This is a genomic window from Niveispirillum fermenti, from assembly GCF_052474395.1.
Genome location: NZ_CP156679.1, coordinates 167,217 through 188,075, shown reverse-complemented (window position 1 = coordinate 188,075; position 20,859 = coordinate 167,217). Strand labels below are relative to the sequence as shown.

The 20,859-nt window shown below is 68.2% G+C and carries 20 protein-coding genes; 8 read left to right on the top strand and 12 right to left on the bottom strand.

The annotated features are described in order from the left end of the window. Window positions 1-25: 25 nt before the first annotated feature. Window positions 26-343, top strand: a complete 318-nt coding sequence (locus ABC728_RS05285) for a 2Fe-2S iron-sulfur cluster-binding protein (protein ID WP_445376373.1) — start codon at window positions 26-28, stop codon at window positions 341-343. A gap of 57 nt (window positions 344-400) precedes the next feature. Here the strand turns inward: ABC728_RS05285 and ABC728_RS05280 are convergent, their stop codons facing one another. The 7 genes from ABC728_RS05280 to ABC728_RS05250 all read right to left on the bottom strand — a co-directional run bounded on the left by ABC728_RS05280 (window position 401) and on the right by ABC728_RS05250 (window position 9,919). Continuing rightward, window positions 401-1,162: an enoyl-CoA hydratase/isomerase family protein gene (locus ABC728_RS05280; protein ID WP_416621327.1), complete on the bottom strand. Its 762-nt coding sequence runs from the start codon at window positions 1,160-1,162 to the stop codon at window positions 401-403. 3 nt (window positions 1,163-1,165) lie between these two features. After that, window positions 1,166-2,656, bottom strand: coding sequence for a 3-hydroxyacyl-CoA dehydrogenase (locus ABC728_RS05275; protein ID WP_416621326.1), 1,491 nt, complete (start codon window positions 2,654-2,656; stop codon window positions 1,166-1,168). A 6-nt stretch (window positions 2,657-2,662) separates the two neighbouring features. After that, window positions 2,663-3,445, bottom strand: coding sequence for an enoyl-CoA hydratase-related protein (locus ABC728_RS05270; RefSeq protein ID WP_416621325.1), 783 nt, complete (start codon window positions 3,443-3,445; stop codon window positions 2,663-2,665). 50 nt (window positions 3,446-3,495) lie between these two features. Continuing rightward, on the bottom strand, window positions 3,496-5,190 hold the full coding sequence (locus ABC728_RS05265; RefSeq protein ID WP_416621324.1) for an acyl-CoA dehydrogenase family protein: 1,695 nt from the start codon (window positions 5,188-5,190) through the stop codon (window positions 3,496-3,498). 3 nt (window positions 5,191-5,193) lie between these two features. Next, entirely contained in the window at window positions 5,194-6,030 is an 837-nt protein-coding gene (locus ABC728_RS05260) for an enoyl-CoA hydratase-related protein (RefSeq protein ID WP_416621323.1), read from the bottom strand. Window positions 6,031-6,275: 245 nt separating this feature from the next. Further along, window positions 6,276-8,651 (bottom strand): TonB-dependent receptor, encoded by a 2,376-nt coding sequence (locus ABC728_RS05255; RefSeq protein WP_416621322.1) that lies wholly within the window; start codon window positions 8,649-8,651, stop codon window positions 6,276-6,278. Between the two features lie 215 nt (window positions 8,652-8,866). Next, on the bottom strand, window positions 8,867-9,919 hold the full coding sequence (locus tag ABC728_RS05250) for an amidohydrolase family protein (RefSeq protein WP_416621321.1): 1,053 nt from the start codon (window positions 9,917-9,919) through the stop codon (window positions 8,867-8,869). A 233-nt stretch (window positions 9,920-10,152) separates the two neighbouring features. On the opposite strand from ABC728_RS05250, the gene ABC728_RS05245 reads away from it, so the two are divergent. From ABC728_RS05245 to ABC728_RS05225, 5 genes are read left to right on the top strand one after another with little or no spacing between them, the layout of a single operon-like run. After that, on the top strand, window positions 10,153-10,908 hold the full coding sequence (locus tag ABC728_RS05245; protein WP_445376372.1) for an SDR family NAD(P)-dependent oxidoreductase: 756 nt from the start codon (window positions 10,153-10,155) through the stop codon (window positions 10,906-10,908). A 37-nt stretch (window positions 10,909-10,945) separates the two neighbouring features. Beyond that, on the top strand, window positions 10,946-12,109 hold the full coding sequence (locus ABC728_RS05240) for an ATP-grasp domain-containing protein (RefSeq protein ID WP_416621319.1): 1,164 nt from the start codon (window positions 10,946-10,948) through the stop codon (window positions 12,107-12,109). Then, window positions 12,102-12,986 carry a succinate--CoA ligase subunit alpha gene (locus tag ABC728_RS05235; protein ID WP_416621318.1) on the top strand — a complete coding sequence of 295 codons (885 nt, stop codon included), beginning with the start codon at window positions 12,102-12,104 and terminating at the stop codon, window positions 12,984-12,986. Before ABC728_RS05240 ends, ABC728_RS05235 begins: the two co-directional genes overlap by 8 nt. After that, complete coding sequence (locus ABC728_RS05230; protein ID WP_416621317.1) at window positions 12,983-13,753, top strand: SDR family NAD(P)-dependent oxidoreductase; 771 nt, start codon at window positions 12,983-12,985, stop codon at window positions 13,751-13,753. The genes ABC728_RS05235 and ABC728_RS05230 overlap by 4 nt, the downstream gene beginning before the upstream one ends. 2 nt (window positions 13,754-13,755) lie before the next feature. Further along, window positions 13,756-14,529: a crotonase/enoyl-CoA hydratase family protein gene (locus tag ABC728_RS05225; protein WP_416621316.1), complete on the top strand. Its 774-nt coding sequence runs from the start codon at window positions 13,756-13,758 to the stop codon at window positions 14,527-14,529. A gap of 18 nt (window positions 14,530-14,547) precedes the next feature. On the opposite strand, the gene ABC728_RS05220 is transcribed toward ABC728_RS05225, so the two are convergent. Beyond that, on the bottom strand, window positions 14,548-15,033 hold the full coding sequence (locus ABC728_RS05220) for a hypothetical protein (RefSeq protein WP_416621315.1): 486 nt from the start codon (window positions 15,031-15,033) through the stop codon (window positions 14,548-14,550). Window positions 15,034-15,114: 81 nt separating this feature from the next. Further along, entirely contained in the window at window positions 15,115-16,074 is a 960-nt protein-coding gene (locus ABC728_RS05215; protein WP_416621314.1) for a phytanoyl-CoA dioxygenase family protein, read from the bottom strand. A 139-nt stretch (window positions 16,075-16,213) separates the two neighbouring features. Between ABC728_RS05215 and ABC728_RS05210 the strand changes: the two genes are divergently transcribed. Further along, the gene (locus ABC728_RS05210; protein WP_416621313.1) at window positions 16,214-17,116 is read left to right on the top strand and encodes a LysR substrate-binding domain-containing protein; all 903 of its coding nucleotides are present in this window, start codon (window positions 16,214-16,216) and stop codon (window positions 17,114-17,116) included. A 65-nt stretch (window positions 17,117-17,181) separates the two neighbouring features. Further along, window positions 17,182-17,763 carry an NADPH-dependent FMN reductase gene (locus tag ABC728_RS05205; protein ID WP_416621312.1) on the top strand — a complete coding sequence of 194 codons (582 nt, stop codon included), beginning with the start codon at window positions 17,182-17,184 and terminating at the stop codon, window positions 17,761-17,763. Window positions 17,764-17,772: 9 nt separating this feature from the next. On the opposite strand, the gene ABC728_RS05200 is transcribed toward ABC728_RS05205, so the two are convergent. Genes ABC728_RS05200 through leuC form a run of 3 tightly spaced genes read right to left on the bottom strand, consistent with a single transcriptional unit; the run spans window position 17,773 to window position 20,702 of the window. After that, on the bottom strand, window positions 17,773-18,636 hold the full coding sequence (locus ABC728_RS05200; protein ID WP_416621311.1) for an isocitrate lyase/PEP mutase family protein: 864 nt from the start codon (window positions 18,634-18,636) through the stop codon (window positions 17,773-17,775). A 44-nt stretch (window positions 18,637-18,680) separates the two neighbouring features. Continuing rightward, window positions 18,681-19,289, bottom strand: a complete 609-nt coding sequence (gene leuD / locus ABC728_RS05195) for a 3-isopropylmalate dehydratase small subunit (RefSeq protein ID WP_416621310.1) — start codon at window positions 19,287-19,289, stop codon at window positions 18,681-18,683. Between the two features lie 3 nt (window positions 19,290-19,292). After that, window positions 19,293-20,702, bottom strand: a complete 1,410-nt coding sequence (leuC, locus tag ABC728_RS05190) for a 3-isopropylmalate dehydratase large subunit (protein ID WP_416621309.1) — start codon at window positions 20,700-20,702, stop codon at window positions 19,293-19,295. Window positions 20,703-20,859: the final 157 nt, after the last annotated feature.

The window sequence follows — 20,859 nt, the reverse complement described above, 5'->3', positions numbered from 1 at the left end:
AGCGGCCGACAAGAAGGGGAACAGGATGCCAAGGTTGATCGTCACGACCCGACAGGGCGAAGAAAGGACCGTGGAAGGGGATGCGGGCCTGTCGGTCATGGAGATATTGCGCGACAATGGCTTTGACGACCTGCTGGCCCTGTGCGGTGGTTGCTGTTCCTGCGCGACCTGCCATGTCTATGTCGATCCGGCCTTCACCCCGGTGCTGCCGCCCGTCGGACCGGACGAGAACGACCTGCTGGACAGCAGCGACCATCGTCGGGACAATTCCCGCCTGTCCTGCCAGGTGTCGCTGACCCCGGCGCTGGACGGCATGCGCGTCACCATCGCGCCGGAGGATTGATACCGGATCCCAGTGAGTTGCACTCACCGGGATATGGTACGGCACGGCGGATATCCGTCAGCCGGGATGGAAACGGGGCGGGCGCCGTTCACGCAGGGCGGCGTAACCCTCCGCGAATTCCGGCCCGGCCAGACACAGGGCCTGCGCCTGCGCCTCCGCCGGCAGGTCCAGCCCGCCTGCCCGCATCCGAGCCTTCAGCAGCGCAAAGGCCGCCGATGGCAGGGCCGCCAGCCGTTCCGCCGCTGCCAATGCATCGTGCATGACGGCATCGGGGGCGGCCACGGCGTCGGCGGCACCGGCCGCCAGGGCGGCTTCGGCCGACAGGCTGCCCGCATCCTGGAGAAGCCGGCAGGCCAGGGGCCAGCCGGCACGGCGCGGCAGGGTCGCCATCAATCCCCAGTCGGGCACCAGGCCCAGCTTCAGGAAGGGAAGGCCCAGCACGGCATCGCTTCCCATCACGATCCGGTCGGCCAGCAGCGCCAGCCCCGCGCCGGCACCAATGGCATAGCGTTCCACGGCCGCCACAACCGGCTTGGGGAAATGCCACAGCCGTTCCACCAGCCCATGCCCGTCGCGCATGCGGGCCAGGGCGGCATCATAGTCCAGCCCCGACAGGCTGGCCAGGTCGCCGCCCGCGCAGAAAAGGCCGCCATTGCCCGCGATGACCAGCGCCCGCACGGCAGGATCGCCCGCCGCAGCCGCCACGGCCCCGCGCAGGGCCGCCCGCGTGGTGGCATCGATGGCATTGCGCGCCGCCGGCCGGTCGATGCGCAGGCGACGGACACCGGGGAGCGGCATGTCGATCAACAATGTCTCCATGGATCACGCCTCCGTCAGCGGCAGGCCCAGCAGGGCGCGGCGGCGCAGCCACGGGCTGGGCCGGTAGCGGGGATCGCCCGTGACGGCCAGAAGCCCTTGCAGGATCGACAGGACCCGCGCCGCGCCAACCCGGTCGCCCCATTCCAGCGGCCCCAGGGGATAACCCAGCCCCAGGCGCACGGCGGCATCGATATCGGCCGGGGCGGCGATGGATCTTTGTGCGATGTCGCAACCGGTATTGACGATCATGGCCAGCACACGCTGGGCGACGAAGCCGGGGCTGTCGGCGATCAGGCTTGCCTGCCGCCCCGCGGCAGCCAGCCAGCCCCGGGCCCGGACCGGCAAGGCCGGGTCCGTCGCGGGTGACGCCATCAGCACCAGCCGGCCCGACAGCCCGCCCAGCGGATCGACACCGACCAGCCGCGCGGCCTCCAGGCCGGCAGCGGCCGCCACCCCCGTCACATCCATCCCCCAGGGCAGGGTGAACAGGATATCGGCCGCCGCCGGATCATCGGCCAGGGCGGCCCCCCCGGCGGCCAGCAGGGCGCGCAACGTCGCGGCACCATCGCCATCCTGCACCCAGGCCGTGCCGGAAATGGCGGCCGGGACCGGCATTTCCGGTGGCTCCTGCTTCATCCCGTCATCATAGGCGTAGAAGCCCCGTCCCGTCTTGCGACCATGCAGCCCGGCGGCCAGGCGCGGCGGCACCAGCGAGGACGGGCGATAGCGCGGATCATGCTGGAACTGCTCATAGATGGACTGCATGACCTTGCCCGACACGTCCAGGCCCGTCAGGTCCAGCAGTTCGAACGGTCCCATGCGCAAGCCCAGCGTGTCCCGCAGGATGCGGTCGATATCGGCCACCCCGGCAACCCCCTCCTCCAGCAGGCGCAACCCCTCGGTATAAAGCGCGCGGCCGGCATGGTTGATCAGGAAACCGGGCTGGTCGGCGGCAAGGACGGCACGATGGCCGGTCCCCGCCACCAGCGCCGCCAGCCTGTCCGCAACGGCCGGGTCGGTCAGCAGGCCGGGGATCACCTCGGCGATCCGCATCAGCGGCACGGGGTTGAAGAAATGCAGCCCCGCCACCCGCGCCGGATGGCGGCAGCCGGCAGCGATGGCCGAGACGGTCAGCGATGAGGTGTTGCTGGCCAGCAGGCACCCCTCGCCGACAATCCCTTCCAGGGCCGCGAACAAGGAACGCTTGGCCTCCAGATCCTCCACAATGGCTTCCACCACCAGGGTGCAGCCGGCCAGTCCGGACAGGTCCGGCACCGGCAGCAGGCGTCCGGCCGCGGCACGCACATCCGCCTGCGTCATCGCCCCCTTGGCGGCCAGCCTGTCCAGCATGGAAAGCACATGCGCGCGCGCGACCGTGGCGGCACCCTCCCGGCTGTCATGCAGGCAAACCTGATGGCCGGCCCTGACGAAAAGCTGGGCGATGCCCCGGCCCATGACACCGGCGCCGACGACACCGATGATCTCGCTGGTCATGGTTCCTCACCTTCCCTTGAAATCGGGCGGCCGCTTTTCCAGGAAGGCGGCCATGCCCTCCTTCTGGTCACCCGTATCGAAAAGCAGCAGGAATTCCCTGTTCTCCAGCGCCATCGCCGCCGGCAGCGGCAGGTCGGCGCCCGTGGCCAGGGTGCGCTTGATGGCGGCCAGTGCCAGCGGCGGCATGGCAGCCACCCTGTCCGCCAGCCGGCGCGCCACGACCAGGACGGCGCCATCATCGGCCAGTTCGCAGACAAGGCCCAGCGTGCAGGCCCGCTCGCCGTCCAGAACCCCGCCCGTCATCAGCAGATGGCTGGCCACATGCTTGCCCAGCACACGGACCAGCCGTTGCGTGCCGCCGGCCCCGGGCATGATGCCGACCCGCGCCTCGGGCTGGCCGAAGCGGGCCGTGCGGTCGGCCACGATCATGTCGCACATCAGTGCCAGTTCGCACCCGGCACCCAGCGCCGGGCCCGCGACGGCAGCCACAACGGGCTTGGGACAATCGGCCAGCGGCCGCCAAAGGTCGGGCAGGCCAAGGTCGCGCACGGCCGCCGGTCCCTTGTCCGCCAGCAGCCGCAGATCGGCCCCCGCCGCGAAAACCCTGTCCCCGCCCGTCACGATGATGACGCGGACGGCCGGGTCCGCGGCCAGCCCGGCAAAGGCCGCCGCCAGCGCCCGGCGCATGGCAAGGTCGAGCGCATTCATCCGGTCGGGCCTGTCCAGCATGACGGTGGCGACGGGGCCGTCATGGTCGATGCGGACGGGCGCCGGCGTTTCATCGGTCATTGATGCTTCACCCCTTCAATCTGGCCGAGCGGAGAACGGAACGCCCCCGGTCAGGCCGCGTCCCGCCCCAGCAGGCCGCGCGCGATCACCTGCGCCTGGATTTCCGCCGCCCCTTCAAAGATCGACAGGATGCGCGCGTCGCAGAGGAGGCGGCTGACCCGGTATTCCAGGGCGAAACCGTTGCCGCCATGGATCTGCAAGGCATTGTCGGCATTGCTCCAGGCGACGCGGGCAGCCAGCAGCTTGGCCATCCCTGCTTCCATGTCGCAGCGCCGGCCGCCATCCTTGGCCCGTGCGGCGGCATAGGAAAGCTGGCGCGCCATCATGGTTTCCACCGCCATCCAGGCCAGCTTGCCCGAGACGCGGGGGAAATGGATGAGGGGCTGGCCGAACTGGCGACGGTCCAGGGCATAGCCCAGCCCCGCCTCCAGCGCATCCTGTGCCACGCCCACGGCGCGGGCCGCCGTCTGGATGCGCGCGCTTTCAAAGGTTTCCATCAATTGCTTGAAGCCCTGGCCCGGCGTACCACCCAGCAGGTTCGCCTCCGGCACCTCGAACCGGTCGAACCGGATCTCGAACTCCTTCATGCCGCGATAACCCAGCACCTCGATCTCACCACCGCTCATTCCCGTGGCCGGAAACGGGTTGGCATCGTCACCGCGCGGCTTTTCCGCCAGCAGCATGGACAGGCCCCTATAGCCCGTCTGCGCCGGGTCGGTCCGGACCAGCAGGGTCATGATGTCGGCGCGGGCGGCGTGGGTGATCCAGGTCTTGTTGCCCGTCACCTGCCAGACGCGGCTGCCATCCGGCTTTTCCACCCGTTCGGCCCGCGTGCGCAGGCTGGCAAGATCGGAACCGGTATCCGGCTCGGTGAAGACGGCGGTAGGCAGCAACGCCCCACGGGCGATGGGCGGCAGATAGCATTCCTTCTGCGCCGGGGTACCGCCCAGCCGGATCAGTTCGGCCGCGATTTCCGCCCGCGTGCCCAGGGAACCGACCCCGATATAGCCGCGCGACAATTCCTCCGACGCGACGCACATGGCCAGCTTGCCCAGGCCGGACCCACCCCATTCCTCCGGCACGGTCAAGCCGAAGACGCCCAGGTCCGCCATTTCCGCAATGATGTCCAGCGGGATATAGGCATTGTCGCGGTGCCAGCCATGGGCAAACGGGGCCACCCGGTCGGCCACGAAGCGGCGCAATTGCGCCGCCATCATGCCCAGCACTTCGTCATCATGCCGGGGATCGCCGAACCGGCCATCGGCCAGCAGGGCGGCCAGCGCGGTACGCACGGCCGGGCCGTTGCCGTCGGCCATCAGCCGGGCACAGGCCGGGTTGGCGCACAGCATGGCGGCCTCGGTCCCCAGATCCAGGTCGGCAGGCCGGGCGAACTCTCCCTGGCCCATGGGAATGCCGCCTGCCATCTGGGCAAGATATTCGGCAAAGCCGGCCGACAGGATCAGCCGTTCCGGCGGGGTCAGCGCCCCCTGCGCCTCCAGCGCCACCGCCCAGTCCAGCAGGGCGCGCAAGCTGGCGACATAGGTGGCGATCCAGGCTAGGCCATGGGCGGCATGCTGATGGACGGTCAGCAGACCGGCATCGACCTGTCCCTCCGGCGCCACACGGCGACCCAGGCGATGGCGCGCCATGGCCAGATACTGGCCGGCCGCCAGCAGGGCCGCACGGCAATCAGCCAGCAGCCGGGCCGGCGGCAGGGAGAGGGCCGACAGGTCGGGGGGGGCCATCCCTCATTCCCCCCGCTGCTGCCGCGCCAGCTTCTTCAGCCGCTGCTGCTCACGCCACGCGGTCATCAGACGGCGCGGCTCGTCGGTCGTGTGGGCGCGGCCGACGGACCGGATGCCGGCCTGGACCGCGTCGGCCACCGACATCTGCTCCCAGTCGCGGATCAGTTCCTTTTGCAGGCGGATGGCGCGGGGGCCGGAAATGCAGATGGACCGAACCCATTTCTCCACCTGCTCATCCAGCTTTTCCAGCGGGACGAGCTTTTCCATATAGCCGAAATGGTACGCTTCCTGCGCATCGATGATATCGCCGGTATAGACCAGCTCCCGCGCCTTGCCCCAGCCGACCAGGGTGGGGATCAGGCAGGCCTCCATACCCGACGGCACGCCGTAGCGGACCTCCGGCATGCCGAATTTCGCATTGTCCGCCGCAACCCGCATGTCGCAGGCCGTGGCGATCTCCATCCCGGCACCCAGGCAATAGCCGGCGATACGGGCGATGACGGGGACCGGCATGCGCCGCACGCTGTCACAGGCGGCATGGGTCGTCGCACTGCCGTTCTCGGCAATGTTATGGTCGGGAAATTCCGACATCTCGGAGATATTGGCCCCGCCGATGAAGGATTTGGTGCCCGCACCCGTCAGCACGACACAGCGCAGCTCCGGATCGACGGCAAGCCCGCGCATGGTCCGCGCCAGGGCCGCCCGCCCTTCCACGGGCAGGGCATTGTGCTTTTCGACATTGTCGACCGTCACATAGGCCACGCGGCCCCCTTCGGCCCGTTCCTCCAGCCGGACGAGGATCATCTCCTCCACCGATTTACCGACCTGTGCTGCGGCCATGGTCCAACTCCAGATATCTCGTTTGGTTTCAAAAGGTCGCCCGGAAAGTGCCGATGCGGGGCAAGGCCCGGCAAACCACTTTTGGGACGCCCGCATGAGGCGGGCTCATCGCCGGGCCGTCATGTCCTTCCCGGGGGATCACCGGCACAGCCGGGGTCCGGGAGGCACATGACGGCCCCGGCGGGCGGCAACCCGTACACCGGGGCCGCGGCCTTGTTTTCAGGCAAAACGGGGCGCGCCGTCCGTCAATCGCCGAACTTGAACCCCACGGTCACGCCAAATGACAGCGGTCGGGCATTGACCTCCTGGATGCCCAGCGCCTGCGGGGAAATGTAGATCGGGTGATCGCTGTCGGTCAGGTTGTCGCCCCACAGCCGGACGAAATAACGGTCGCCCGGCGCATGATAGGTGGCCGACAGGCTGAGCGCCTCATAGGACGGGATACGGCCGAACAGGCCGCCCGGCACGATGTCATAGCCGCCATTGTAGTAAAGCGCCCCGGTCAGCACCAGCCGCGCCTGGTCCAGCGGCACCTCATAATCCAGCGCGATGTTCGCGCTGATCTTCGGTGCGAAGATCAGGTCCAGCCCGGTCGCGTTCAACGCATAGGAACAGCTTCCCGGCTGCTTGGGGGCGGCCGCCAGCGTCTTGGCCTGATCATAGGAAATGGCGGGCGGCGGTGCCGAACAGGCCGCACCGGTGCGCGGCAGGAATATCTGCGCGCTGGCGTAGTTCTTGTATTTGCTGTCCAGCAGGTTGACGGCGCCGCGCATGGTCAGCCGATCCGACAACATGGCCGTCAGGTCGACATCCAGGCCATAGACACGGGCCGAGGCCGCATTCTGTACCGTCGTGACACCGGCCGCCGAGATCAGGCCGACCTGGATGTTGGAATAGTCGTAGTAGAAGGCGGCCGTGTTCAGGCGCAGGCGCCGGTCGAGCAATTCCGTCTTCACACCGATTTCATAGGCATCCAGGATTTCCGGGCTGACGGGCACCTGCGCGGGGCTGACCACGCTGGGATTATAGGTGCCGCTCTTGAAGCCGCGATTATAGCTGGCATAGGCCATGACATCGTCATCGATCTTGTAATCCAGCGCCAGGCGCCAGGTCAGCTTGTCGAAGGTCTTGGCAAGGTCCATGGCGGCCAGCGGCGTCTTGCCGAAGGCCAGATTGTCACCGGCCGGCTCCAACACGGTATTATAGAAATCCTCACCGGGGCTGCCCGTGTAGGGCACGGCGGCAAAACGGAACATCTCCCCGTCGGCGGCCTTCTTCTCGCTGCTGTAACGCAGGCCCGCCGTCACGCGCAGATCGTCTGTCAGTTGCGCGTTGGCCTCCGCGAAGGCGGCATAGGCGTTGGTGGTGATGTAGGAGTTGAAGGCCGTGACACTGGCACCCGGCCGGGTCAGGTCGATGGGCCGGATCGGCGAGGGCACGTTGGACGTGGAAATCAGGTTGTCGAACCCTTCCCTGAACCACATGTAGTAAAGCCCGCCGATCCAGTTGAACCGGTCGCTGCCCGTCGACTGGAATTGAAGCTCCTGGGAAAACTGCTCGCCCGGCTGGTTGCGGCTGCCGGAATAGCCGATCGTCGCCTCCGATATGTCGCTGCTGGACAGGGTCCGCGACGATCCCTTGACATAGCCGGTGTAGGAGACTAGGCGCATGTCCTGGAAATCATAATCCATGTTCAACGTGCCGCGGTAACCCTTGTTGGTCACCCCGGTATCATGCGCGGTCGCCGTTTCGTACTTGCCGTAGACAGGCGCATAGCCGGCACCGGCCGCCGTCGGGAGCGTGCCCGCCAGGACATGCGGCGACAGGAAGGTTGCGCTGTCATGGTAATAATAGGAGCCGGAAAGCCGGGCCGTGAAATTGTCGTTCGGTTTCAGGACCAGCTTGGCCATCCCCACCATGTTTTCGGAGGGGTTGGCCTTCTTGTCGAGATAGATATTGTCGATATAGCCGTCGTCCCAGCGGCCCGTGAAGGCCAGGGAGGCCGACAGCGTGTCCGTCACCTGCCCGTCGGCATAGGCGCGGGCCCGCTTCTCGTTGAAGCGGCCATAGCCGAATTCCGCCTCGATCCGAGGGCGGGAACCGGGATCCTTGGTGATGATGTTGATGGCGCCGCCCGTGGCATTGCGCCCGAACAGGGTGCCCTGCGGGCCCTTCAGCACCTCGATCCGCTCGATATTGGCCAGATCGAAGCTGTTGCCGCCCTTGTTGGCCTGATAGATGCCGTCCAGATAGACGGCCACGGGGCTTTCAAAGCCGGGATTGGACTGGTTGGACCCGATGCCGCGGATGAAGGGCAGAACCGATGCACCCGTCTGATAGACCTGCAGGCCCGGCGATATCTTTTCCAGGTCCAGAACATTATAGGTGCCGGCCACATCCAGCATGTTGGCCGTGACGGCCGTGACAGCGATGGGCACGTCCTGCAGGTTCTGGCTGCGCTTCTGCGCTGTGACGATGATTTCCTCCAGCAGGCCGGTGGCGGCGCCGGCAACCGGCGCCTGGGCCGCGGCAGGCACGGCCAGCCACCCCAGCATGACGGGAAGGGCGATGGCGGTGGAGCGCCGGAACGCGCTGCGCGCGCAGTGACAGATGGTGCGCATGGGCACTTTTCCTCCCTGATGTTCTTCGCTTGCGGCGTCTTGTTTTTTGGGAAAATGCGCCGTGCCTGCCTGTTGAATACAATGGCATTCCCATTTCGGCGCCATTGAAAGGTATGGCGGCAGGGGCGTGACCGGAATCGAGTTTTGTGCGGCAGGGGATGAGCATTGCTCATCGTCATTGGAAAGGGCTTCGCCTCCCCTTTGGGCCGGGATCTTCAGACCGGCGGCAGGCGATAGATCCGCGCAGCGCTGCCGGCGAACAGCAGCGCCTTTTCCGCAGATGTGCAGCCCGCGGCGATACGCTTGAAGGCGTTCCACAGGGTGCGGTAGGCACAGGATTGCCGGTCCACGGGAAAATTGCTTTCAAACAGGCAGCGTTCGACCCCGAACAGGTCGATGCATGTTTCTACATAGGGACGCCAGGCCGCCGCCAGTTCGGGTGACCTGGCCGGCACGGTCCGTTCATGGAAGCCGAACCCGTAGGAGGGCATGCCGAGCCCGCCCAGCTTCACGCAGAGGTTGGGAAGGCGCGACAGCACCCGCATGCCCTGCGCCCATTCCTGGAACACCGCATGCCGGCGCCCCGCGTAGGGCCCGATGCCCAGCGGCGCGCCGACATGGTTCAGGATGATGAGCGTATCGGGGAAGCAGGCCGCCAAATCGGCCAGTTCGTGCAATTGCGTGAAATAGAGCCAGGCATCGAAGGACAGGCCACGCGGGGACAGCGCCGCGAAGCCACGCCGAAAGGCGGCGTCGGCCAGCAGGCCGGGCGGCGGAGACAGACGGCTGAGGGAACCCAGGACGGGATCGTGCTGGGCCTGTTGCCGGATACCGCGGAACCGTCCCCCACCTGCTGCGATATGGGCATCCAGCACCGGCCCCACGCCTGCCCCCAGCCGCAGGTCGGCGAAGCCGACGATGCCGGCGCACAGACGCCGTGCGCCATAGGTGCCGCTGGCGCTGGCCGCCGCGACGCCGTTCACATATTCGGTCTCCCCCACGGGCCGCATCACCTCCGGGCCGTCCGCGCGGTACATGGCGTTGCACTGTACGAAGATCGTGGCCCGGATATCGTGGCCCGACCCGGTGTCGGCCAGCAGTTCGGGCAACTGGTAGCTTTCCGGCGGCCGGTCCCACATGTGGTGGTGGGCGTCGATGATGGGCAGGTCCGGCTCGATCACCTCCTCCCGCATCTGCGACAGCCAGGCATCCTGTTCGGCCATGGTCCGCGTGCCGGCAGGAACGCCACCCGCCCTTCCATTATGCATGCGTCCTCCCCCTTCCCACGCTTTCCCTGCTTTCCACCAGCCTAGCACCCGCTGGCGCCAGGGGCCGGCCCGAATTATCGGCCCGCGGCATGAGGGGGGATCATGCGCGATCACCCCCAGCCGCGCCGGCCGGCCCATGACCACCCCTCATGACGATGCATAAAACTCGTTTGCGCGCCGGATCGCCCGGCGGCACTGCTGGAACAGCGAAAAGGACCAAGGGAGCGGACGCCATGAAACGCCTGGAAGGCCGCGTCGCCATCATCACGGGGGGCGCCAACGGCATCGGCCGGGGCTGCGCCCTGCGGCTGGCGGCGGAAGGGGCGGCGCTGGCCGTCATCGACCTGGAGCAAGGGCCGCTGACGGCCTTGCAGACGGAACTGGGAACCGCCGGAGCACGGGTCTTCACCCGCGCTGCGGACTGCACCGACCGGGCGCAGGCCGCCGATTTCATGGCGGCGGCGGACGCCGCCCTGGGGCCAGCCGACATCCTGGTCAACAATGTCGGCCAGGGCGCGCGGGAGCGCAAGACCAGCTTCCTCCAGTCGCAGGAGGAGGTCTGGCGCTTCGTGATGGAGGTCAATCTTTTCACCACCATGCGTTTCTCGCATCTGGCCGCACCGGGCATGGTGGCGCGCGGACGGGGACGCATCATCAACATGTCGTCGGAATTGGCCGTGATCGGCCCCGTCGGCAGCCATGATTATGCCGCCGCCAAGGCCGGCATCATCGGCTTCACCCGCGCCGTGGCCCGTGAACTGGCGCCCCATGGCGTGACCGTCAACGCCGTCTGCCCGGGGCCCGTCCGCACCCGCGCGCTGGATCGCAGTGCGGGGGAAGAGGCGCGCAAGGCCGTTGCCGCCATTCCCGTCGGTTTCCTGGGCGAGCCCGAGGATATCGCCGGAATGGTGGCCCTGCTGGCCAGCGATGAAGGCCGCTATGTCACGGGCCAGACCATCATCGTCAATGGCGGCCGCTGGTGGCTGTGATGCCGCCGGGCCGGAACCCGCAAGAGGTTTTCCTTCCATGATGCTGCTTGAACATGATGCCAAGCGCCTGCTGGCGGATGCCGGCCTGCCTGTACCGTCCGGCCGGCTGGTCCGCAGCACCGACATTGCCGGACTGGCGTCCGTGCCCCCGGCCCTTCCCCTGCCGCTGGTCGTCAAGGCACAGGTGCCCGTCGGGGGGCGCGGCAAGGCCGGGGGCATCCGCATGGTGCGCGACGCCGACGCCCTGGCCCACACCCTGCACGCCGTGGGGGGGCTGGAGATACGGGGGCATAAGGTTCGCGCCTGCCGCCTGGAACAGGCCGTGGATTTCACGGGCGAGGCGTATCTGTCCTTCACGCTGGATGCGGGGCCGGGCAATGTGCGGCTGCTGATGTCGGCCCGGGGCGGGATGGATGTGGAAGACCCGTCCATGCGCCCGCACCTGCTGTCCGCCGCCGTCCCTGCCGACCCGGACAGCCTGATGGCCGGCATCGACACCCTGGCACCGCATCTGCCCGATGCCGCCCGCGCGCCGCTGATGGCGGCGGCGCGAGCCCTGGTGCCGCTGTTCTTCCGGCTGGAGGCGCTGCTGGTGGAGATCAACCCGCTGTTCATCCGGGCCGACGGGTCATGGGTGGCGGGCGACGCCAAGCTGGCGGTGGACGAGAACGCCTTTGTCCGCCAGCCGGAACTGGCCGCCATCGTGCGCGACAATCCCGACCTTTATCCCGAGGCCGCCCTGAAGCTGGAACAGGGATACGATTATGTCCTGCTGGATCCCGACGGCGATATCGGGCTGGTGACCACGGGAGCGGGCCTGTCGATGCAACTGGTCGACGAGCTGGTGGCACGCGGGCGGCGACCCTTCAATTTCTGCGACATACGCACGGGCCAGTTCAGGGGCGACCCGGCGCGGCTGATCGAAGTGCTGGAGCGCATCGCGGCCGGGCCGTCGATCCGTGCGGTGCTGATCAACTTCTTCGCCGGTCATACGGACCTGGGGGAAATCGCGCGGCTGCTGGTCATCGCGCTGAAGGCCGTGCCGCATCTGAAAGCGCCCGTCACAGCGCGGATGATCGGCAACGGGCTGGACCGGGCCCGCGCCATCATCCGGGAAGCCGGCGAGCCGGTACGGATCGAAACGGACCTGGAGCGCGCCATCGCGCTGGCCATCAACGCCGCGGAGACAGCCCATGCATGACGCCTTCATCACCGCCGGCACACCCGTCATCGTGCAGGGCATCACGGGCCGCGCCGGGCGCACCCACACACGGCACATGCTGGCCTATGGCACCCGCATCGTGGGCGGCGTCTCCCCGCGTGAGGAGGATGTGGAGGGCGTGCCGCTGTTCCGCGACTGCGCATCCGCCGTGGCGGCGACGGGGGCCGCGGCCAGCGTTGCCATCGTGCCGCCGCTGTCCGTGCTGCCCGCCATCCTGGAAGCGGTGAACGCCGGCATCCGCACCATCGTCACCCTGACGGAGGGCATGCCCATCCATGATGCCGTGAAGGCAAAGGCCGCGGTGCGGTCGGCGGGCGCGCGCTGGATCGGTGCGTCCACCCCCGGCCTTGCCATTCCCGGCCGGCTGAAGATGGGCTTCCTGCCCGACGTGTCGCTGGCGCCGGGGGATCTGGGCGTCATGTCGAAAAGCGGCACCCTGTCCTATGAAGTCTGCCACCGGCTGGTGGTCCGGGGGATGGGACAGAGCCTGTGGGTGGGCGTGGGCGGCGATCCCGTGAAGGGTACCCGCTTCGCCGACCTGCTGCCGGTCTTTGCGGCCGATCCCGGCACGCGCGCCCTGGTGGTCATCGGGGAGATCGGCGGGGACGAGGAGGAGGAACTGGCCGCCGCCATCATGGCGCAGGGGCTGGCCAAGCCCGTCTACGCCCTGATCGCCGGCCAGTCTTCGCGCGAGGGCGTGACCATGGGTCATGCCGGCGCGCTGATCCACGGGGAAACGGGCACGGTGGCCAGCAAAACCCGCGCCCTGACGGCGGCCGGCGCCCGGGTCTTCACCCGCATCGGGGACCTGGTCGACGCCGTTGCCGGCGTCCGGCGGGAAGGAGCGGCGGCATGACACGGACGGCATTCGACTTCACAGGCCGGCGCGTGCTGGTCACAGGCGCCAGCCGGGGGATCGGCCGGGGCATCGCGCAGGCCTTCGCCCGGGCCGGTGCCGCCCTGTCCATCTGTGCCCGCCGGCCCGACCGGCTGGAGGACGCGCGGGCGGACCTGGCCGCGCTGGGCGGCACGGTGCATGCCGCCCGCTGCGACATGGCCGATGGCGCCCAGATAACCGCCTATGTGCAGGAAGCGGCGGCGACACTGGGCGGCATCGACGTGCTGGTCAGCAACGTGTCGGCCATCGCACGCGGCGACGGGGAGGAAAGCTGGCTGGCCGGCGTACAGACGGATCTGCTGGGCGCCGTGCGCCTGTCCGGTGCGGCATTGCCCTGGCTGGAACGGGCCGATGGGGGTGGGGCCATCGTCCATATCAACTCCATCACCGCCTATCGCGGATCGCGCAGCGCCCCCGCCTATGCCGCGATGAAGGCCGCCCTGATGAACTATACGGGCAGTCAGGCCCTGGCCCTGCTGCCGCGCGGCATAAGGGTCAACGGCGTGGCGCCGGGTTCCACCGAGGCGCCGGGCCATTTCTGGGAGAAGAGGCGCCTGTCGGGCGACCCGGCCTATCAGGCCGCGCTGGCCAGCCAGCCCACGGGACGCATGGGCACGCCGGAGGATATTGCCGGCGTGGTGATGTTCCTGGCTTCCGATGCAGCGCGCTGGGTGGTGGGACAGACCATCCTGGCCGATGGCGGCCAGTTGGCCAATGGCGGCTGACCATGGCCGGGGATGAAGGCGTGCGGTGTGATCTGCACGGCCATCTGCTGATCGTCACGATCGACCGGCCACGGGTCCGCAACGCCGTCGACGGCCCGACGGCCGCCGCCCTGCACGCCGCCATGGACCGGATCGACGGGGACCGGTCCATCTTCGCCGCAATCCTGACGGGGGCCGGCGGCACCTTCTGCGCCGGGGCCGACCTGAAGGCGGCGGCGCGCGACGGGCAAAGCGGGGCGGTGACGGACCGCGGGCCCTTCGGCCTGTGCCGGCGCCCGCCCCTTAAGCCGCTGATCGCGGCCGTGGAGGGGCACGCCGTGGGTGGAGGGTTCGAGATGGCGCTGGCCTGCGACCTGATCGTCGCCGCCGAGGATGCCCGGTTCGCCCTGCCCGAGGTCGGGCGCAACCTGGTGGCACTGGGCGGCGGCCTGCTGCGCCTGCCCCGCCGCCTGCCTTATGCGCTGGCCGCTGAAATGGCGCTGACGGGCGGCATGGTGGCGGCGGCACCCCTGCACCGGCACGGGCTGGTCAACCGGCTGTCCGGGCCGGGCGGGGCGCTGGCGGCGGCGCGGGTGCTGGCGGGCGACATGCTGGCCAACGGGCCGACGGCCCTGGCCGCCACACTGGCCATCCTGCGCCGGGCCGGCGGGGGGATGGACGACGATGCCTGGCAGGAACAGCGGCGGCTGGCCACCCCGGCCCTGACAGCCCGCGACCGGGCCGAGGGGTTGCGCGCCTTCATCGAAAAGCGCAGCCCCCGCTGGCAGGGGGAATAGGCGTCGCCCCTCCGGTCGTTATGGCCCGCCGCCGGCAAGCCCCGGCTGTGCGCCGGAAATATCGAAGGCCAGGCAGCGGGCGTGATCACCGTCCACCCGCCACACAGTGAATTCCGTCTGTGTGAAGCCGGCGCGCGCCAGATCGCCATCGGCCCAACCATCCGGCAGGCCCAACGCCGGGATCGCGGGCACATTCTCCGCCCGGATGAAATGGGAGGACCAGACCAGCAGCAGGTCGCCCACACGGCGCACCGCATCGATGGCGACCAGCCGCATCTCCCGGCTGTCGACGGCCAGTTCGATGGCGATATGTGCCCGCTTGTCGAAGAGACGCTCCCCGATGCGCACCTTGAAGCCTTCGTCGTGAAAGCTCTCCACCCGATCCCCATCCTTGGCAAGGACGGCCTCCGCCCATGCCCGGAAAATGCGCGTGATCAGCGCCATATCACCCGGATCGTTCCATTCCATGCCGCACCCGCCGCCATTGTGGACCCCGGACAGCATAGACCGGGGCCGCCGCGGGCAGCAGCGGCCGGTCCGGGTAGATATGCCGGATTAAGGGTGACGGGGGCGGCTGGCCGGCACTCAGGCCGCCGCTTGCGGGGTCAGTTCCCGCCGCCGCGCCTCGGCCATGGCGTCCAGGTCCGACAGGTTCTGATGCCCCGTCACGAAATCATTCTGCGGCACCTTGTTCTCCCCCAGCACCAGCCATATGGGCCGCTGGGCCAGCGGGGCGGGGCGGTCCCGGCCCGTGCCGATGGCCGCGCCGAAGCTGCGATCGTAAACATCCTCCGCCGCCATGTAGTGAAAGGTCAGGCCGGCCCGGCGCCGGCCGGACGTGTTGGCGTTGGCCCCATGCACGACGAACAGGTCGTGGATGGAGAAATGGCCCGAGGGCAGGACGCTGTTGACGATGCGCGCATCCTGCAGGCCCGACCGGTCGACCTCGAAATTCAGCAGGTCGCGCAGTTCCTGGTGCTGTTCATGACGGATGGGTCCTTCACGACCACTGCCGGCGATGAAGCTCAGGCTGCCATTGTCCGGGTCGACATCATCGACGGCGATCCATATCTGCGCGCTCTGCGGCAGACGGCGGCCCGGCCCGGCCTTCACGGCGGGGTTGTAGCAGTCCTGGTGCCAGGGTGTGCGTTTGCCTGTCCCGGCCGGCTTGGCGAAAATCTCCCCGCCCCACATGATCAGGTTGGGGCCGACCAGCCGGCTGGCCGCCATGATCAGGGTCGGATGGATGGCGATCTTGAACAGTTCCTCACCGCCCTTCACCCCTTCCTGCTGCCCCTCGCGCAAGGGGATGTGCGGCATGCGCACGATGCCGTGCCAGTCGGGATTGTCGCGGAACACCTTCTCGATCACGCCCCGCATCCAGGCCGCATCATCCGCGGGCAGGCCGACCTTGGGAATGACGAAGCCGTTGGTCCTGAAATCCGCCACCTCGGCATCGGTGATGATGGCGCGGGCGTCCACCTGGACGCCCGTGGCGATGGCATGCGCGTCCCTTCGGACGCCATGGTCCGTTTCCTGCTGCATTCTGGGTTTCCTTGTCCCTGGGGTCCGGCACCTGTCCACCGGCCGGTTGCGAGGGGAAGGTTAAGCCGTGCAATTATGAAGCGTCCAATATAATATTGGGTGATATAAATACCTTTCAAAATATCAATTGAGGATATCAATGTTCCGCGGCGAAATCAGCCTGTCGCAATTGCACGCCTTCACACTGGTGGCGGAGGAACTGCATTTCGGCCGTGCCGCCGCGCGGCTGGGCATCGCGCAGCCCCCGCTCAGCCAACAGATCCAGCGGCTGGAAGCCTTCATCGGCCATCGGCTGTTCGAGCGCGACACCCGCAAGGTACAACTGACCGATGCCGGCCGGGCCATGCAGGCCTTCGCCAACCGCCTGCTGCTGGACATGGCCGAGGGGATCGACCGCGTGCAACGGGTCGGAAGGGGGGAGGCGGGGGTGCTGACCGTGGGTTTCACCTCCACCACGGCGCTGCATGTCCTGCCGGCAATCGTGCAGGCCAACCGCCAGCATTATCCGGACGTGGATCTTCGACTGGTGGAGATTCTGCCAGAGCCGCTCTGGGACAGCCTGCGCAGCGGCCGTATCGACTTCGCCCTGTCGCGCGACATGCTGCCGGAACCGGGCGTGGACGTGATCGACCTGCTGCATGAAACCTACATCGTCGTGCTGCCGGCGGGCCATGCCCTGGCGGCGGGGCACGGGCCCGTGCCCCTGGCGGCGCTGGCAGGGGAACGGTTCATCCTTTTCCCGCGCAACCGCGTCTCGCGTTACCATGACCGGCTGCGCGAACTGTGCCTGCAGGCGGGTTTCGCGCCGCGCAGCGTGCAGGAGGCACCGGGATGGCAGACGGCCATCAGCCTGGTCGGTGCCGGCGTGGGCATCACGATCCTGCCGGCCTGCACGGCCAGCCTGACCTTGCCCGGTGTGGTTTTCCGCCCCGTCGACAGCCCGGCCCGGTCGTCCATCACACTCAGCCGGCGGGCTGGCGATGACCGTGCGCTGGTCGGAAATTTCCTGTCCGTGGCCCGCACCGCCATGGCCTGCGAATAAGGTTGCCAACACCGCCCCTGTGCGTAATATGGAATATATCCCACATTTCAGAACATGAGGTCGATATGTCGCAGCGTCCGCTCATCCTCGGCCTGGGTGGCACCACCCGGGCCTTCTCCTCGTCCGAGATGGCGCTGCGCATGGCGCTGGCGGAAGCCGAAAGGCTGGGGGCAGAAACCGTCCTTCTGTCAGGACCGGAACTGGTGCTGCCCCTTTATGCCCCGGAAAACCCCGACCGCACGCCGGACGCGGCCCGGCTGGTGGCGTTGCTGCGCCGGTGCGACGGGGTAATCCTGTCATCCCCCGGCTATCACGGGTCCATCTCGGGCCTGATGAAGAACGCCCTGGATTATGTGGAGGATACGGCCCGCGATGCCGTCCCCTATCTGGACGGGCGCGCCGTGGGATGCATCGCCTGCGCCTATGGCTGGCAGGCGACGGGATCGACCCTGGCAGCGCTGCGCTCCATCGCGCATGCGCTGCGGGGCTGGCCCACACCGCTGGGCGTGGCCGTCAATTCCATGGGTACGCGGTTCGAGGCGGACGGCACCTGCAATGATGCCGGTGCCGCCGCCAACCTGGCCATCCTGGCCCAACAGGTGGTCTGGTTCGCCCGCGGCCGCCAGACACCGGCCGCCGCGGCCTGAACGCCTGCTTTACGACTTGGCCCACTTCTTCTCGAAGGCCCAGACCTGTTCGAACCCGATCAGGGAACAGAATTCCTTGAAGTCGAACAGGGGCACGTCGGGGGACAGGCTGGTCCCAGTCCGCTTCAGGTTAAGCAGGGCCTGTTCCATGGCGGCAGCGGCGGCCAGGCTGGTCATGGCCGGGAAGATGGCCATGGCATAACCCAGCCCCTGCAGGGTGGCGGCGTCGCGGATGGGGGTCAGGCCGCCATCGGCCATGTTGGCCATCATGGGCTTGTCCACCGCCTGGCAGACGATGCGCGCCTCCTCATCAGAGGCCAGCGCCTCGGGGAACAGGATATCGGCTCCGGCCTCCGCATAGAGCTTCATGCGGTGCAGCACGCCTTCCAGCCCTTCGCTCTGGCGTGCATCGGTGCGGGCGATGATCACGAAATTCTCATCCCGGCGTGCCTCCACAGCCACGCGGATCTTGTCGGCCATGTCGGCAGCCGGGATCACGCGCTTGCCGGGGGTGTGGCCGCACTTCTTGGGAAATTCCTGATCTTCGATCTGGATGGCGGTGATGCCGGCCTGCTCATAGGCCTGCACCGTGTGATGCACGTTCAGAAGCCCGCCGAAACCCGTGTCGGCATCGGCCACGACAGCGGCATTGCTGGTCCGGACCAGCGTGGCCATACGGTCGATCATCTGGGTGACGGAAGCGATGCCCGCATCCGGCAGCCCGTGGGCCGACGCCACGGTCCAATAACCGCTGCCATAGACGATGTCGAAGCCGACCTTGTTGGCGATGACGGCGGTGATCATGTCCTGGATGCCGGGCGCGGTGATGAACTGACGGGCCGCCAGCTTCTGGCGCAGGATGGGATTGGCCATGGAATTCTGCCTGATGGTATAAGGATAGGGGTTGGGGAAACAGGTTAAAGCGGAAGCCAGGGATGGCGGCGGCGACGCTCCACCTCGTACCGGTCGATGGCCTCGCCGCGCGCCTTCAGGATGGCCATCACCTCGTCCCAGCCGTTCAGCAGCGCCTCCCGCTTCTGAGGGTCGATGGCGATGGCGACCTGCGCGCCGCAGGGCCGGGTGATGGCGCAGGCCTCCAGGTCGATATCCAGAACGGCCCCGGCCTGCGCATCGGCCAGCAGGGCGGCATGCGCGCCATCATCCACCGTCACGGGCAGCATGCCGTTGCGGTAGCAGTTGCCGCGGAAGATCTCCCCGAAGCTGGGGGCAATGATGCAGCGGATGCCCAGGTCCAGCAGCGCCCAGGGCGCCTGCTCGCGCGAGGAGCCGCACCCGAAATTGGCACCGGCAACCAGGATGCCGGCCCCCCGCCAGGGGTCACGGTTCAGCACGAAACCGGGCACCTCCCGTCCCTGTCCGTCGACACGCCGGTCGTGGAAGGCATAGCGGCCAAGACCCTTCTTTTCCGTGATGGTCAGAAAACGGGCGGGATAGATGATGTCGGTGTCGATGTCGGCCTCGTTCAACGGGGCCGCGACGGCGCGCAGGCGGATGAAGGGCTGCATGTCTCACGCCTCTCCCAGATAGTCGCGCGGGTCGGCGATATGACCGGCCACGGCCGAGGCCGCCGCCATGGCCGGCCCCATCAGGTGGGTGCGGGCACCCTGGCCCTGCCGGCCCTCGAAATTGCGGTTCGACGTGCTGGCACAGCGCGCACCGGGGGGAAGCCGGTCGTCATTCATCGCCACGCACAGCGAACAGCCCGGCTCCCGCCATTCGAAGCCGGCCTGGCGGAAGATGGCGTCCAGCCCCTCCGCCTCCGCCTGGCGCTTCACCGCGTGGGAGCCGGGGACGACCAGCGCCGACACCCCATCCGCCACGCGCCGGCCTTTCAGCACGCGGGCTGCGATGCGCAGATCCTCGATCCGGCCATTGGTGCAGGAACCGATGAACACATGGCCGATGATGATGTCACGCAGCGCCATGCCCCCCGACAGGCCCATATAGGCCAGCGCCTTTTCGATCTTCGCCGCCGTTCCGGCGTCGGGTGCCCCGGCCGGATCGGGCACCCGGCCGGTAATGTCGGCCACCTGGTCGGGACTGGTGCCCCAGCTCACCTGCGGCACCAGCCGGGCCGCATCGATGGTGATCTCCTTGTCGAAGACAGCATCCGCATCCGACACGAGCGTGCGCCAATGGTCCAGGGCGGCATCCCAATCGGCACCCTGCGGGGCCAGCGGCCGGCCCCGCAGCCAGGCGAAGGTCGTGTCGTCCGGGGCGACGAGGCCGGTGCGCGATCCGGCCTCGATGCTCATGTTGCAAAGGGTCATGCGCCCTTCCATGGACAGGGCGCGCACGGCGGGCCCTGCATACTCGATGGCATGGCCGACGGCACCATTGCTGCCCAGCCGGCCGACCACGGCCAGGATGATGTCCTTGGCTCCCGTGCCGGGGGGCAGGTCGCCCACCACATTCACGCGCAGCGTCCTGGCCTTGGCCATGCGCAATGTCTGCGTCGCCAGCACGCTTTCGCATTCGCCAGACCCGATGCCGAAGGCCAGGGCCCCAAAGGCGCCGTGCGTGGCCGTGTGGCTGTCGCCGCAGACCAGCGTCAGGCCCGGCAGGGTAAATCCCTGTTCCGGCCCCGTCACATGCACGATACCCTGACGCGGATCATCCAGGCCGATCATGTCGATCCCGAATTGCCGGGCATTGGCCGCCAGCAGTTCCACCTGCGCACGGGCCTGCGGGTCGGCGATAGGCCGGTCGCGGTCGCGGGTGGGCACCGAATGGTCGGCCACCGCCAGATGCGCACGGGGGTTGCGCACCCGCAACCCCTTTTCCCGCAGGCCGGCGAAGGCCTGGGGGCTGGAAACCTCATGCAGCATCTGGCGATCGATATAGAGCAGGCTGACGCCCTTGCCCTCATCGGCGACCACATGGCTGTGCCACAGCTTGTCGTAGAGGGTTGCTGCCATCGCCCTAATCCGTATCCGCAGAATGCCACCGTCGCGGGCCAAAAGACCATGGGCCGGGTGCCCTGCCAAGCGGAACCCGGCCGCCCTGACCGCCTTGCGGACAAGCCCGGCCCCTTTGCGCAACGGCCCGGCATAATCCGACTAGCATCCGCCCCCG

Excerpts from the sequence above, each read along its gene's own strand:
- ABC728_RS05285 (WP_445376373.1), top strand. The coding sequence starts at position 26 with ATGCCAAGGTTGATCGTCACGACCCGACAGGGCGAAGAAAGGACCGTG.
- ABC728_RS05280 (WP_416621327.1), bottom strand. The coding sequence starts at position 1,162 with ATGGAGACATTGTTGATCGACATGCCGCTCCCCGGTGTCCGTCGCCTG.
- ABC728_RS05275 (WP_416621326.1), bottom strand. The coding sequence starts at position 2,656 with ATGACCAGCGAGATCATCGGTGTCGTCGGCGCCGGTGTCATGGGCCGG.
- ABC728_RS05270 (WP_416621325.1), bottom strand. The coding sequence starts at position 3,445 with ATGACCGATGAAACGCCGGCGCCCGTCCGCATCGACCATGACGGCCCC.
- ABC728_RS05265 (WP_416621324.1), bottom strand. The coding sequence starts at position 5,190 with ATGGCCCCCCCCGACCTGTCGGCCCTCTCCCTGCCGCCGGCCCGGCTG.
- ABC728_RS05260 (WP_416621323.1), bottom strand. The coding sequence starts at position 6,030 with ATGGCCGCAGCACAGGTCGGTAAATCGGTGGAGGAGATGATCCTCGTC.
- ABC728_RS05255 (WP_416621322.1), bottom strand. The coding sequence starts at position 8,651 with ATGCGCACCATCTGTCACTGCGCGCGCAGCGCGTTCCGGCGCTCCACC.
- ABC728_RS05250 (WP_416621321.1), bottom strand. The coding sequence starts at position 9,919 with ATGCATAATGGAAGGGCGGGTGGCGTTCCTGCCGGCACGCGGACCATG.
- ABC728_RS05245 (WP_445376372.1), top strand. The coding sequence starts at position 10,153 with ATGAAACGCCTGGAAGGCCGCGTCGCCATCATCACGGGGGGCGCCAAC.
- ABC728_RS05240 (WP_416621319.1), top strand. The coding sequence starts at position 10,946 with ATGATGCTGCTTGAACATGATGCCAAGCGCCTGCTGGCGGATGCCGGC.
- ABC728_RS05235 (WP_416621318.1), top strand. The coding sequence starts at position 12,102 with ATGCATGACGCCTTCATCACCGCCGGCACACCCGTCATCGTGCAGGGC.
- ABC728_RS05230 (WP_416621317.1), top strand. The coding sequence starts at position 12,983 with ATGACACGGACGGCATTCGACTTCACAGGCCGGCGCGTGCTGGTCACA.
- ABC728_RS05225 (WP_416621316.1), top strand. The coding sequence starts at position 13,756 with ATGGCCGGGGATGAAGGCGTGCGGTGTGATCTGCACGGCCATCTGCTG.
- ABC728_RS05220 (WP_416621315.1), bottom strand. The coding sequence starts at position 15,033 with ATGCTGTCCGGGGTCCACAATGGCGGCGGGTGCGGCATGGAATGGAAC.
- ABC728_RS05215 (WP_416621314.1), bottom strand. The coding sequence starts at position 16,074 with ATGCAGCAGGAAACGGACCATGGCGTCCGAAGGGACGCGCATGCCATC.
- ABC728_RS05210 (WP_416621313.1), top strand. The coding sequence starts at position 16,214 with ATGTTCCGCGGCGAAATCAGCCTGTCGCAATTGCACGCCTTCACACTG.
- ABC728_RS05205 (WP_416621312.1), top strand. The coding sequence starts at position 17,182 with ATGTCGCAGCGTCCGCTCATCCTCGGCCTGGGTGGCACCACCCGGGCC.
- ABC728_RS05200 (WP_416621311.1), bottom strand. The coding sequence starts at position 18,636 with ATGGCCAATCCCATCCTGCGCCAGAAGCTGGCGGCCCGTCAGTTCATC.
- leuD (WP_416621310.1), bottom strand. The coding sequence starts at position 19,289 with ATGCAGCCCTTCATCCGCCTGCGCGCCGTCGCGGCCCCGTTGAACGAG.
- leuC (WP_416621309.1), bottom strand. The coding sequence starts at position 20,702 with ATGGCAGCAACCCTCTACGACAAGCTGTGGCACAGCCATGTGGTCGCC.